We start from the raw sequence: 12,301 nt of genomic DNA on the forward strand, positions 1-12,301 counted from the left end.
ATTTAACCATATATGATGATGGACTATCATTTCAAGATTTTTTTAGAAGGTGAGAATAGATGAAATTTGAACAGTCTCAGATATTGAAGGAATTGCCTAAACAATTCTTCGCTTCTCTGGTGCAGAAAGTGAACCGAAAGCTCGCAGAAGGACACGACGTCATCAATCTCGGACAGGGAAATCCGGATCAGCCGACTCCGGGACATATCGTCGAGGAAATGAAACGAGCCGTTGCTGATCCTGAAAATCATAAATATTCGTCTTTTCGCGGCTCATACAGACTGAAGTCAGCAGCGGCAGCATTTTATAAAAGAGAATACGGCATTGATCTTGACCCTGAAACTGAAGTCGCTGTTTTATTCGGCGGTAAAGCCGGTCTTGTCGAGCTCCCGCAATGCTTATTGAATCCCGGTGATACGATTTTAGTGCCGGATCCCGGCTATCCTGATTACTGGTCAGGTGTCACACTCGCGAAAGCGAAGATGGAGAGGATGCCGCTCGTAGAGGACAGGGCGTTTCTTCCTGATTACAGCAGCATCGGCGCTGAAGTGAGGGATCAGGCGAAACTGATGTATTTAAATTATCCGAATAATCCGACTGGAGCAGTTGCTACTTCTGATTTTTTTGAAGAAACCGTGCGTTTTGCGAAAGAAAACAGGATCTGTGTCGTTCACGATTTTGCTTATGGCGCTGTAGGATTTGACGGCTGCAAGCCTTTAAGTTTTTTGCAGGCTGAAGGTGCGAAGGATATCGGAATTGAAATATATACGCTGTCAAAAACATATAATATGGCAGGGTGGCGGGTCGGCTTTGCTGTCGGAAACGCTTCTGTCATTGAAGCGATCAATCTTTATCAAGACCATATGTTTGTCAGTCTTTTCAGAGCGACTCAGGAGGCTGCAGCGGCGGCACTGTTAGCTGATCAAACGTGTGTGGCGGAGCAAAATGCCCGTTATGAGAGCAGGCGAAGCGCTTGGATTGCAGCATGCCGGGAAATCGGCTGGGATGTAACAGCTCCGGCGGGTTCATTTTTTGCATGGCTGCCTGTGCCTGAAGGCTATACTTCTGAGCAGTTCTCAGATCTTTTGCTGGAAAAAGCGAATGTAGCGGTTGCCGCTGGAAACGGCTTCGGTGAATATGGCGAGGGCTACGTCAGAGTCGGACTGCTGACAAGTGAAGAAAGACTCAAGGAAGCGGCTTATCGAATTGGGAAACTGAACCTGTTTACCCAAAAAAGCATTGACAAGATCTTATAACGGTGGGATAATTCAAAATAATTTATAAAATCTATATTTTCTTATCAAGAGCAGGCAGAGGGACGAGCCCGATGAAGCCCGGCAACCGACTTATAAAGCACGGTGCTAATTCTTGCAGCTAGCGGCTGAGAGATAAGATTCGGACGTGAAACGAAACCTCTTTAGACGCGATTGCAGTTTGAAGAGGTTTTTTATATGGACGAAAATGAAAGGAGCTCTGGCATGAGTGAGTTATTAGCAACATATCTCCTGACAGAACCGGGATCCGATACAGAGAAAAAAGCAGAACAGATCGCAACAGGATTGACAGTAGGCTCCTGGACTGATCTGCCTCTGGTAAAACAGGAGCAATTGCAAAAGCACAAGGGGCGGGTAATAAAGGTTGAGGAGAGAGAGGGAACAAATCAAGCAGTGATCACAATTGCCTATCCTGAAATCAATTTCTCTCAGGATATCCCGGCTTTGCTGACAACAGTGTTTGGCAAGCTGTCGCTGGACGGAAAAATTAAATTAATCGATCTTCACTTCTCTGAAGCGTTTAAACGCACGCTGCCAGGGCCGAAGTTTGGCATATACGGCATTCGGAAGCTGCTTGGGGAGTTTGAGAGGCCGCTGTTAATGAGCATTTTTAAAGGGGTTATCGGAAGAGACCTGAGTGATATTAAAGAACAGCTCAGACAGCAGGCCCTTGGCGGAGTTGACTTGATTAAGGATGATGAAATTTTCTTTGAGACAGGTCTGGCGCCTTTTGAAACAAGAATTACAGAGGGAAAGCAAATATTGAGAGAAACGTATGAGCAAACCGGACATAAAACGCTGTATGCTGTGAATTTGACTGGACGTACGGCTGATCTGAAAGATAAAGCGAGACGCGCCGCCGAATTGGGAGCGGATGCGCTTTTGTTTAATGTCTTCGCTTACGGCTTGGACGTCATGCAGAGCCTTGCGGAAGATCCTCAGATCTCAATCCCGATTATGGCGCACCCAGCGGTCAGCGGGGCATTTACATCCTCGCCGTTTTACGGCTTTTCTCACGCTCTATTGCTAGGAAAATTAAACCGGTATTGCGGTGCTGACTTCAGTCTCTTTCCGTCTCCGTACGGTTCGGTTGCGCTTCCAAAAGAGGATGCGCTGGCGATTCATGAAGAATGTGTAAGAGAGGATGCTTTTAACCAAACATTTGCTGTTCCGTCCGCAGGCATTCATCCCGGTATGGTTCCGCTTCTCATGCGGGACTTCGGCATAGATCATATTATTAACGCCGGGGGAGGCATACACGGTCATCCGAACGGCGCCCAAGGCGGAGGCAAAGCGTTCAGAGCCATTATTGATGCAGTCTTAGAAGCCCAGCCGATTGATGAAAAAGCCGAACATTGCAAGGATCTGAAGCTTGCGCTAGAGAAATGGGGAAAGGTTGAAGCGGTATGATGACTCGAAAGCCTTTAATTATTTGCGATTTTGACGGAACCATTACGATGAATGACAACATTATAAGCATCATGAAAACATTCGCTCCGCCGGAGTGGACGGCATTAAAAGACGGCGTGCTGTCCAAAACGCTGTCCATTAAGGAAGGTGTCGGACAGATGTTCGGCCTTTTGCCAAGCCGTTTAAAAGACGAGATTACAAGATTTGTATTGCAAGATGCAAAAATCAGGGAAGGCTTTCGGGAATTCGTAGCGTTTGTCAAGGAGAATGAGATTCCGTTTTATGTCGTAAGCGGAGGCATGGACTTTTTTGTATATCCATTGCTTGAAGGCATTGTGGAGAAAGACCGCATTTATTGCAACCATGCTTCCTTTGACAAAGACTATATTCATATTGACTGGCCTCATTCATGCAAGGGGACGTGCAGCAATCAATGCGGGTGCTGCAAGCCGTCGGTGATACAAGAGCTTTCTGAACCGAACCAATATATCATCATGATCGGTGATTCGGTTACGGATGTAGAGGCGGCAAAGCTGTCGGATCTTTGTTTTGCAAGGGATTATTTATTAAACGAATGCCGGGAGCATCACCTGAATCATCTCCCGTATCAGGATTTTAATGAGATTAGAAAAGATATTGAGAACGTCACGGAGGTACAGAAATGGCTGCAAAACAAAAGCGCTGGCAAGAGCTCGCTAAAGTAAAACGGGAATTGGCTGAACGAGATTGGTTTCCGGCGACTAGCGGCAATCTGTCTATTAAGGTTTCTGATGAGCCTTTAACATTTCTCGTAACTGCAAGCGGAAAAGATAAACGAAAAGAAACGGATGAAGATTTTCTGCTGGTGGATCAAAATGGAGAGCCTGCCGAAAACGGACATTCTTTGAAACCGTCAGCGGAAACGCTCTTACATACACACTTGTACAATAAAACAAATGCCGGATGCTGCCTGCACGTCCACACGGTAAACAATAATGTGATCTCAGAGCTATATGGAGACCGAAAGAAAATCACCTTCAGAGGCCAGGAAATTATAAAAGCGCTCGGCCTGTGGGAAGAGAATGCAGAAGTGACCATTCCGATCATTGAAAATCCGGCTCATATTCCGACGCTCGCGGCACTGTTTGCCGAAGAGGTTTCAGAAGATTCAGGAGCTGTTCTGATCCGAAATCACGGTATTACCGCTTGGGGGAGAACGGCATTTGAAGCAAAAAGAGTGCTTGAAGCATATGAATTTTTGTTCAGCTACCATTTGAAATTGAAAACACTCCAGCATCAGCTGGTTAAATAAAAGGAGGAACTTAAATGGCAACTATTCGAATTCATGATGAGGCGAATACAACGATTGAAAATCAAGAGGAAGTAGCAAGCTTTCTAGATAGTCAAGAGGTTATTTATGAGCAGTGGGATATTGCGAAGCTTCCGGAACAGCTCTCTGAGAAATATGATCTGACCGAAGAAGAAAAACAGCAAATTCTTGATACCTTTGAAACTGAAATTAAAGATATCTCAGCCCGCCGCGGCTATAAAGCACAGGATGTTATTTCATTGTCAGACAGCAATCCAAAACTTGATGAACTGCTTGAGAACTTTAAAAGAGAGCATCACCATACAGACGATGAGGTCCGTTTTATCGTAAGCGGACACGGCATTTTTGTCATTCAAGGCAAAGACGGCACGTTTTTTGATGTCCGTTTAAACCCCGGAGATTTAATCTCAGTGCCTGAGAATATCCGCCATTATTTCACACTTCAGGAGGACCGCAAAGTGGTTGCGGTGAGGATCTTTGTCACAATTGAAGGCTGGGTTCCGATTTATGAAAAAGACAGCGTGAATCAATAAGCAGGAAAAGCCCCGTTTATCAAAACGGGGCTTTTTATATTTATTGCAAACGCCACTTTTCATATTGTGACATTTCTTTTTTAATTAGCGTCCAAATTAAACCTAAAACAGCTGCATCGTCAATGATCCCAAGACCGAGGATAACGTCTGGAATGATATCGAGCGGCATGACGATATACAAGATGGCAGCAATCAGAAGCAAAAGCGTTTTAACCTGTGAACGAGGGTAGTTGCCGTTTCTCCAATCGCGAAGCATTTGAAAAAAAACGCTGATGTGCTGCATGCATTTTTTTCGGTTTTTCCTTTTTAAAATTGCTTTTCCGCCTGCCGCTCCGAGCATTATTGCTTTCTTTTTCTTCATAAAGCATACCTCCTGCCTGGCGGGTGTTTAAGATATTCATCACCTGGGTATTATTCTTCTAATCCTATCAATATATCTATTATACCTGAAAAATTAACTTATTTAATGAAAATATGTTTACAAATAAAGTATAATCTGTAATAATGCACAATAACCCAATCAAACTTGTTTCCTATTTCTTAGCGGCGAGGGGTGAAGTGAATGGGCGGTTCTTCAGAACAAGAAAGATTGTTGGTGTCTATTGATGAAAAAAGAAAGTTAATGATAGATGCCGCTAGAAAGCAGGGATTTACAGGGCATGACACGATCAAACACAGTCAGGAGCTGGATTGTTTAATAAATGAATATCACCAGCTCATGCAAGAAAACGAACATTCTCAAGGTATTCAAGGCCTTGTTAAGAAATTAGGCTTGTGGCCCCGCAGAGATGTTATGCCTGCATATGATGCAAATAAATAGCGGCGTTATCAGATGCATATATAAAGAGAGAGAGCTTTTCAGGAGCGCTCTTTTTTTCTGGAAAAATTCATATGAAAGAGGGAACTGATGAAAGAACTGGCGATTATCATTACTGAAATGGTTAATCAATTTCACGATGCTTTTATTTCATTATGCGGCATGTTTGGCATTCATTTAACCGACAAAGAAATGCATTTTTGGGTGATCGGCATGTTTGGCATTTTCTTTTTCGGCGTCACTCACGCTGTGTTTACATGGCTTTCTAAGTGGAGCATGACAGCCCTATCCTTTATCTATACCGTTACAGTCATTATCGTCATCGTATTTGCGATTGAAATTCAGCAAAAAGTGACGGGGAGAGGGAATATGGAGTTTTTAGATGCTACTGAAGGCTTAAAGGGTTTTTTGGTATTCTTTATGTTGTTTTTGCTTTTGAAAATGTTGTTGCGCTTGATCAAAATGCTCTTTTCTGGCAGAACAGCAAACAAATCGAACGGCAATGCCCGGTCACGACGGTAAAAAACCCTCCTGACACAGTCAGGGGGCTATGAAGCGGATACTGGGAGAGTGATCGTCACTTCTGTTCCTCTTCGCACTTCACTTTCGATATGAATGGAGCCTCCGTACATCAGCACGATCCGTTTACATACGACAAGGCCGAGACCCGTTCCTTTTTCTTTAGAAGTCACAAAGGGAAGGAAGATATGATCCAGCATTTCCTGAGAAATCCCTTGACCGTGATCCACAACTTTGATGATGGCCTTTTTATCCGAAGCTCCCAAGGAGATCGTCAGTTTGCCTCCTTCAGGCATTGACTCGAGGCCATTTTTTGCTACATTTAAAATCACTTGTTTAATATGATCTTTTGTACATTTTACTAGTAAGGGCTGCTCAGTTAAATACTGTAATTCGACTTCAACGTTGTATAGGTTGCCTTCTGAATAGATGATCGGCATAATTTCGCCGATAATATCTTGAAGCGAGTTCAGCTCCCATTTTTCAGCTGTCGGCTTGCCGAGAACGAGGAACTCACTCACAATTTGATTAATGCGCTTTATCTCCTGTTCAATGATAGAGAAGTAAAGCTGATCTTCTTCGCCTTTATATTTCTTTTGCAACAGCTGAATAAAGCCGCTTATGCCGGTGAGCGGGTTACGGATTTCATGGGCCGTGCTGGCTGCAAGCGTTCCGATCAGCTCTAATTTTTGTGCCTCATTTTCCGAGCGCTCCAGCTGGGTCTGCCGCTTCAGCAAATAATACAGCACGAGAATAAAAAGGATATTCAGTAGAACAATAATACATGAAAGTGGGAGCACAAGGCTTTTCGTCAGTTCTTCTATTGTAACCGGGTTCGGATATACTTTCATATTCCAGCTGATATCATCCAGATATCCGCTGACGGGTTTTTGATCTTCTGCATGAGAGGCCTGTCCGCTCGTAAAAATCATTTTCCCGTCTTGGTTCACAACTTCGATATAAACATCAGGGCTCAGCAAGTTAATAAGGTTTTTCAAATAATCAATTTGAATAGCTGCGACAAGATAATCAGTCACATTTTCTTCCGAGTTCAAAACAGGGACACAAATGGTAAAAATCGGCTGACCTGTAATTCTGCTCGAATAACTATCTGAAATGACTGTCTTTTTTGTTTCCTTTGCTTTTGTAAAAAAAGATCTGTCGGCCAGGTTTACTTTCGTTTTTAATTCCGTTGTGCTTGCGGTGACGTCTCCTTTGGCATTTAGAAAATAGAGGCCCGAAAATCTTGGCTCTGAATCAAAGGTTTTTTCCAAAACTGACTGCATTTTCTTTATATCAACCGGTCTGTCAATGGCGATGGACAAGGAGGTCATCCTCGCCTTTGTTTCTCCGATTAAATAATTGATTTTGTTGCGGTGAAGGTTCAGCAGGACACTCGCTTCTTGCTTATGTTCTGCAGCTATTGTATCTTTTTCTTTTTCATATACAAAAAAGCTGATGACGATTGCCGGAATCACGACCAGTATAATATAAAGTTTGACTCTCCCGCAGGCGCCTTTTAGTATTTTCAATTTGCATCGCTCCAACATACACCTGATTAGAGGTATTATATCATTGTTTCTTCATCTTTAATAAGAAAAAATAACCAAAAAAATTAGAAAAAGATGTTGAACAGCTTACAACATAAAAAAGAAGAGAAATATTGGAAAGATTTTTATTGACATTTCGGTCTTTGTTTATTAATGTTTCTCTGTAACGGTTTCTAAAAGGATGATTGAGACATGACAGAAAAATCACTGAAGTTATTTATCGTGCTGTCGCGCGCGTATCGTTCTATTAACGATCATATGAATAAGCATATTCATAAGCATGGGCTGAATCCGACTGAATTTGCTGTGCTTGAGCTCTTGTATCATAAAGGCGATCAGCCGCTGCAGCAGATAGGGGATAAAATTCTCTTGGCCAGCGGGAGCATCACATACGTAGTAGATAAGCTGGAGCAAAAAGAACTCCTTATTCGAAAAGCGTCTCCTACAGACAGACGAGTGACGTTTGCACAAATTACTGAAAAAGGCATCGGTCTTTTGAACGATATTTTTCCTGGTCACGCTGCTGAAATTGATGAAATGATCAGCGTATTAAGCGAAGAAGAGGTAGAGATGTGCACGGAAATGTTAAAAAGAGTAGGATTAAACGCAAAACAATTTCATAATAAGTAAAAAAAGGAAGCCTGATATGTCACAAGGCTTCCTTTTTTACTATTTTTCATTTGTTTCTGCTGCGCCTCTCGGCAAGATGAGAACTTCAACGCGCCGGTTTTTGCTTCGGCCTTCCGCTGTTTTGTTGGAAGCCACCGGCTTATACTCACCATAGCCCTTGGCACTGAACACTTTTGCGTCAAGTTTGGGGTTTTCAATCAGGAGCCCCATAAAGTTTACGGCTCTCATGACACTTAAATGCCAGTTTGATTGGAATTCAGAATTTTTAATTGGCATATTATCAGTATGTCCGCTGATAATAATATTTCTCGGCGGGTTAATCACAAGAAGATTTGAAATCTCTTTTGCAAGCGGAACATCTTCTTTGCGGATGGTCGCTTTTCCAGAATCAAAGAAAATACTGTCTTTAATCGTAATGAGCAGGCCTTCACTTGTCATCTTTGTTTCCAGCTGATGTTCCAGCTTTTTATCTTTGATGAACTTTTCCACTTGGCTTCTCACATTTTTAAGTTCTTCTTGATCAGCTGCTTTTTCTCTTTCTTTCTTGCTTTTCTCTTTCTCTTCTTTTTCTTTTTTCACTTCATCGATGCCGTCTGACTCGTTTTCAGGAGGGGTGACACTGGAATAGTCCAGTACGCCGGTGCCGCCTGTAAAGACTTCATTAAATGATTTTGAAAGCATTTGAAATTTAGCTGCGTCAATCGAGCTGCTCGCGTACAGCACAATAAATAATGCCAGGAGAAGAGTAAGGATATCGGCGTAAGGAACCAGCCACGATTCATCAACGTGCTCGTCCTCATGCTTCTTCTTCTTTTTTCTCGCCATTTTGCGCCTCTCCTTGTTCTGCAAATTTCAAGCGGTCCTTCGCAGGAAGGTACATTAAAAGCTTTTGTTCGATGACTTTCGGTGCTTGTCCTTCTAATACGGACAGGACGCCTTCAATCATCACTTCACGCAGTTTTACTTCTTGTTTTGATTTTCGTTTTAATTTATTTGCGAAAGGATGCCATAGCACATATCCCGTAAAGATACCGAGAAGGGTGGCAACAAAGGCTGCACTGATGGCGTGTCCAAGCTCATCTGTATTGTCCATATGAGAGAGGGCGGCAATCAGTCCGATTACAGCGCCGAGTACTCCGAGTGTCGGCGCATAAGTTCCCGCTTGTGTAAAAATAGCGGCTCCGGCTTGGTGTCTGTCCTCCATCGCTTCAACTTCCTCTGTCATGATATCTCTGATAAATTCTGCGCTTTGCCCGTCAACAGCCATGCTGAGTCCGTTTTTCAGGAAAGCGTCATCTACATCCTCAATGCTTGCTTCTAAAGCAAGCAAACCTTCGCGGCGTGCAAGCTGGGCCCATTCAGAGAACATAGGAATAAGCTCTTCTATTGTCAGCTGTTTGTTTTCCTTAAACAACACTCGGAACAGCGCAGGCACTTTTTTAATTTCTTTTGTTGGGAATGCGATAACTACTGCTGAGATCGTCCCTGCGATAATAATTAAAATGGCAGCGGGGTTTGCAAGCGCGCTGAAACTGACGCCTTTTAGAACCATCCCGACGCTCAATGCCACAAAAGCAAGAATAATACCGATTAACGAAGTTTTATCCATAGTTTTCACCAAATCCTTTTTTACTAGCTTGTCTATGGTTAATATCGGTTTCGGTGCCCGGAACTTTAGGGACATTGTGAATTTGTTCATGAAATATTCAAGGAAGAGGCATAGAAGGGAGAAATAAACAAAAACGGGCCTTTCAAAATTGAAAAGCCCGCAGTTTAGCGATAGTGAACCTGGCAGCTTGATTGCAAGCTGTTCTTCAGACTGTCTTCATATAATAATAGAAATATCAACTCACTGTATATGAACACGCTCCATCCCTCCTTAAGAAAAGTGTAAGAGATGAAGGAGAGGAAGGCTTCAGGGGAAGGAATGGTATTTTCTCAGCCAAGAGTATGAATGCACAAAAAAAGCGGCTTCCTAAATAGGAAACCGCTGATCGTTATTTCGCTTGCACTTTGATTGTATGGTCTTCTACAGTAACGTGAAAACGTGTGATTTCACTATTGTCAAGCAGCAGATCAGTCATTTCATCCTCCACCCATTCTTGGATGGTTCTTCTGAGCGGACGTGCACCGAATGCCGGGTGGTAGCCCAGCTCAGCAATTTTTTCTTTCGCTTCGTCTGTCACACTCAAGCTGATGCCGCGTTCTGCCAATGTTTCTTCAAGTTCACCAAGCAGCAGGCCGACGATTTTGACCAGGTGTTCTTTTTCCAGTGAGCGGAACTCAATAATGCTGTCAAAACGGTTGAGAAACTCAGGTTTAAAGAACATGCTCAGTGAATCAATCAATGTTTGTTCTTCGATTACACTGTCATCTGATTGGAAACCGACTTTTATTTGTTTTTCGCCAGCACCCGCGTTGCTTGTCATGATAATCACAGTGTCTTTAAAGCTTACGGTTCTGCCTTGGCTGTCTGTCAGACGGCCATCCTCCATAATTTGGAGGAACATATGCTGAACGTCAGGGTGTGCTTTTTCAATCTCATCCAGCAACACGATGCTGTATGGATTGCGGCGCACTTTTTCTGTTAATTGACCAGCTTCCTCATGGCCGACATATCCAGGCGGTGAACCGATGATTTTAGATACGGCATGCTTCTCCATGTATTCGCTCATATCGAGGCGGATAATGGCATCTTTCGTGCCGAATAATTCATCTGCCAGTGTTTTAGAAAGCTCTGTTTTCCCTACCCCGGTAGGGCCGACAAAGAGGAAGGAGCCGACTGGTCTGTTTTTGGATTTTAATCCTGCGCGGCTTCGTCTTACCGCTTTTGCCACTTTTTGAACAGCGGCTTCTTGTCCAATGACACGTTCATGAAGTTTTGCCTCAAGCTCTTTCATTTTTGTTTGTTCATCTGCCTGCAGTTTGCCGACAGGGATGCCTGTTTTTTGTTCAACAATTTCCTGAATGTGCTCAGCCTCCACAGTGACATCGGAATGAGCGGAAGAGCTGTTCAGTTTTTTCTCTAATGCGATTTCTTCATCACGAAGCTTTGCAGCCAGTTCATAATTTTCTTCTTCCAGGGCTTTTGTTTTTTCAGCTTCAATCGCAGTTAAACGTTCAGCCGCATCCTCATCATTCAGTTCATCAATTAACAGGTTGGCCTTTGACCCTGCTTCATCCAATAGGTCAATTGCTTTATCCGGCAGGTGTCTGTCTTGAATGTAACGGGATGATAAAGTCACACAAGCTTTGATTGCTTCATCACTGAATGTCACGCCATGGTAGGCTTCATATTTGTCTTTAATTCCTTGCAGAATGTGGATGGCCTGTTCAATTGAAGGCTCCTGCACCATGACAGGCTGAAAACGTCTTTCCAGCGCGGCATCTTTTTCGATTTGACGATATTCTTTCAATGTAGTCGCACCGATAACTTGCAGTTCGCCTCTGGCAAGGGCGGGTTTGAGAATGTTGCCTGCGTCCATTGATCCTTCTGCAGAGCCTGCGCCGACGAGAAGGTGAATTTCATCAATGAACAGAATGACATTTTTTCGTTCTTTCAGCTCAGTGATCAGCTGTTTCATTCTCTCCTCAAATTGGCCTCTGATTCCTGTGTTTGCAACAAGGGATGCAACATCAAGCAAGTAAAGCTCTTTGTTTTTCAGTTTGTTTGGAACATCACCTTCAGCGATTTTTAAAGCAAGTCCTTCGGCGATGGCGGTCTTCCCTACACCCGGCTCACCAATGAGGACTGGATTGTTTTTGTTGCGGCGGTTCAGAATTTCGATCACGCGTGCCACTTCTTCATCACGGCCGATGACAGGGTCAATGAGGCCCGCTTTTGCACCGTTTGTAATATTTTGGGCCAGCTCATCAAGCAATCCTTTTTTCTCGCTTTGTTTTGCTGCGCTTTGTTCTCTCGGCTGGAATGCTTGTTCAAACGGAAAACCGAAAGATTGAGGACCCATGCTCATTGAAGGTTTACGGGTCAGTTCGTTATAGCAAGTTTCGCATAGAACCATATGTTTATGAACAGAATTTATTTGCATGTTAAGGCGAATCGTCGCCTCGTTTTTATGACAATGTTGACAACGCATTTGCCAAAACCTCCTTAAAAGTTTGATCTTCTTTGACCAATGAATGTGAAGAAAAAGGCCGTTTGGATTTGACCTTCTTTGACTAATAGTATACGGCAAACTTAACGGCTTTCAAAACAATATGCTCAAAGCAGTCTGACTATTTGACTAACTTTGACCAAT

The 12,301-nt window shown here is 43.3% G+C and carries 13 protein-coding genes and 1 riboswitch; of the genes, 8 read left to right on the forward strand and 5 right to left on the reverse strand.

Going from position 1 to position 12,301, the window contains the following annotated elements; translation table 11 throughout:
- The first annotated feature begins 59 nt into the window (after positions 1-59).
- The 5 genes from mtnE (at position 60) to mtnD (ending at position 4,526) form a co-directional block, all read left to right on the forward strand.
- Complete coding sequence (gene mtnE, locus MOC09_RS02400; protein WP_268369427.1) at positions 60-1,256, forward strand: methionine-glutamine aminotransferase; 1,197 nt, start codon at positions 60-62, stop codon at positions 1,254-1,256.
- 38 nt (positions 1,257-1,294) lie between these two features.
- Positions 1,295-1,395: riboswitch (SAM riboswitch) on the forward strand.
- Positions 1,396-1,478: 83 nt separating this feature from the next.
- Positions 1,479-2,684, forward strand: coding sequence for a 2,3-diketo-5-methylthiopentyl-1-phosphate enolase (gene mtnW, locus MOC09_RS02405; protein WP_268369429.1), 1,206 nt, complete (start codon positions 1,479-1,481; stop codon positions 2,682-2,684).
- On the forward strand, positions 2,681-3,388 hold the full coding sequence (gene mtnX, locus MOC09_RS02410) for a 2-hydroxy-3-keto-5-methylthiopentenyl-1-phosphate phosphatase (protein ID WP_268358238.1): 708 nt from the start codon (positions 2,681-2,683) through the stop codon (positions 3,386-3,388). Before mtnW ends, mtnX begins: the two co-directional genes overlap by 4 nt.
- Positions 3,346-3,975: a methylthioribulose 1-phosphate dehydratase gene (locus MOC09_RS02415; RefSeq protein ID WP_268369431.1), complete on the forward strand. Its 630-nt coding sequence runs from the start codon at positions 3,346-3,348 to the stop codon at positions 3,973-3,975. The genes mtnX and MOC09_RS02415 overlap by 43 nt, the downstream gene beginning before the upstream one ends.
- 14 nt (positions 3,976-3,989) lie before the next feature.
- Entirely contained in the window at positions 3,990-4,526 is a 537-nt protein-coding gene (mtnD, locus tag MOC09_RS02420; RefSeq protein ID WP_268369433.1) for an acireductone dioxygenase, read from the forward strand.
- Between the two features lie 40 nt (positions 4,527-4,566).
- Here mtnD and MOC09_RS02425 read toward each other — a convergent pair whose 3' ends face one another.
- The gene (locus tag MOC09_RS02425) at positions 4,567-4,887 is read right to left on the reverse strand and encodes a YkvA family protein (protein ID WP_268358236.1); all 321 of its coding nucleotides are present in this window, start codon (positions 4,885-4,887) and stop codon (positions 4,567-4,569) included.
- A 201-nt stretch (positions 4,888-5,088) separates the two neighbouring features.
- Here MOC09_RS02425 and spo0E point away from each other — a divergent pair, with 201 nt between their 5' ends.
- Together spo0E and MOC09_RS02435 are read left to right on the forward strand one after the other, a co-directional pair.
- Positions 5,089-5,346: an aspartyl-phosphate phosphatase Spo0E gene (gene spo0E, locus MOC09_RS02430; protein WP_268358235.1), complete on the forward strand. Its 258-nt coding sequence runs from the start codon at positions 5,089-5,091 to the stop codon at positions 5,344-5,346.
- Between the two features lie 87 nt (positions 5,347-5,433).
- On the forward strand, positions 5,434-5,865 hold the full coding sequence (locus MOC09_RS02435) for a hypothetical protein (RefSeq protein WP_268358234.1): 432 nt from the start codon (positions 5,434-5,436) through the stop codon (positions 5,863-5,865).
- A gap of 26 nt (positions 5,866-5,891) precedes the next feature.
- Here MOC09_RS02435 and kinD read toward each other — a convergent pair whose 3' ends face one another.
- Positions 5,892-7,412, reverse strand: coding sequence for a sporulation kinase KinD (kinD, locus tag MOC09_RS02440; protein WP_268358233.1), 1,521 nt, complete (start codon positions 7,410-7,412; stop codon positions 5,892-5,894).
- Between the two features lie 192 nt (positions 7,413-7,604).
- On the opposite strand from kinD, the gene mhqR reads away from it, so the two are divergent.
- The gene (gene mhqR, locus MOC09_RS02445; protein ID WP_021479410.1) at positions 7,605-8,042 is read left to right on the forward strand and encodes a MarR family transcriptional regulator MhqR; all 438 of its coding nucleotides are present in this window, start codon (positions 7,605-7,607) and stop codon (positions 8,040-8,042) included.
- Positions 8,043-8,081: 39 nt separating this feature from the next.
- On the opposite strand, the gene motB is transcribed toward mhqR, so the two are convergent.
- The 3 genes from motB to clpE all read right to left on the reverse strand — a co-directional run bounded on the left by motB (position 8,082) and on the right by clpE (position 12,139).
- Positions 8,082-8,867, reverse strand: a complete 786-nt coding sequence (gene motB / locus MOC09_RS02450) for a flagellar motor protein MotB (protein ID WP_268369435.1) — start codon at positions 8,865-8,867, stop codon at positions 8,082-8,084.
- A complete protein-coding gene (gene motA / locus MOC09_RS02455) occupies positions 8,839-9,651 on the reverse strand; it encodes a flagellar motor stator protein MotA (protein WP_003238984.1) in 813 nt (270 codons plus the stop codon). The genes motB and motA overlap by 29 nt, the downstream gene beginning before the upstream one ends.
- Before the next feature lie 388 nt (positions 9,652-10,039).
- Entirely contained in the window at positions 10,040-12,139 is a 2,100-nt protein-coding gene (clpE, locus tag MOC09_RS02460) for an ATP-dependent protease ATP-binding subunit ClpE (RefSeq protein WP_268358231.1), read from the reverse strand.
- Between the last annotated feature and the right edge of the window lie 162 nt (positions 12,140-12,301).

It is taken from the genome of Bacillus sp. N12A5 (assembly GCF_026790125.1).
GTDB lineage: Bacteria > Bacillota > Bacilli > Bacillales > Bacillaceae > Bacillus.

Excerpts from the sequence above, each read along its gene's own strand:
- mtnD (WP_268369433.1), top strand. The coding sequence starts at position 3,990 with ATGGCAACTATTCGAATTCATGATGAGGCGAATACAACGATTGAAAAT.
- mtnE (WP_268369427.1), top strand. The coding sequence starts at position 60 with ATGAAATTTGAACAGTCTCAGATATTGAAGGAATTGCCTAAACAATTC.
- MOC09_RS02435 (WP_268358234.1), top strand. The coding sequence starts at position 5,434 with ATGAAAGAACTGGCGATTATCATTACTGAAATGGTTAATCAATTTCAC.
- mtnX (WP_268358238.1), top strand. The coding sequence starts at position 2,681 with ATGATGACTCGAAAGCCTTTAATTATTTGCGATTTTGACGGAACCATT.
- mhqR (WP_021479410.1), top strand. The coding sequence starts at position 7,605 with ATGACAGAAAAATCACTGAAGTTATTTATCGTGCTGTCGCGCGCGTAT.
- MOC09_RS02425 (WP_268358236.1), bottom strand. The coding sequence starts at position 4,887 with ATGAAGAAAAAGAAAGCAATAATGCTCGGAGCGGCAGGCGGAAAAGCA.
- clpE (WP_268358231.1), bottom strand. The coding sequence starts at position 12,139 with ATGCGTTGTCAACATTGTCATAAAAACGAGGCGACGATTCGCCTTAAC.
- kinD (WP_268358233.1), bottom strand. The coding sequence starts at position 7,412 with ATGTTGGAGCGATGCAAATTGAAAATACTAAAAGGCGCCTGCGGGAGA.
- motA (WP_003238984.1), bottom strand. The coding sequence starts at position 9,651 with ATGGATAAAACTTCGTTAATCGGTATTATTCTTGCTTTTGTGGCATTG.
- MOC09_RS02415 (WP_268369431.1), top strand. The coding sequence starts at position 3,346 with ATGGCTGCAAAACAAAAGCGCTGGCAAGAGCTCGCTAAAGTAAAACGG.
- motB (WP_268369435.1), bottom strand. The coding sequence starts at position 8,867 with ATGGCGAGAAAAAAGAAGAAGAAGCATGAGGACGAGCACGTTGATGAA.
- mtnW (WP_268369429.1), top strand. The coding sequence starts at position 1,479 with ATGAGTGAGTTATTAGCAACATATCTCCTGACAGAACCGGGATCCGAT.
- spo0E (WP_268358235.1), top strand. The coding sequence starts at position 5,089 with ATGGGCGGTTCTTCAGAACAAGAAAGATTGTTGGTGTCTATTGATGAA.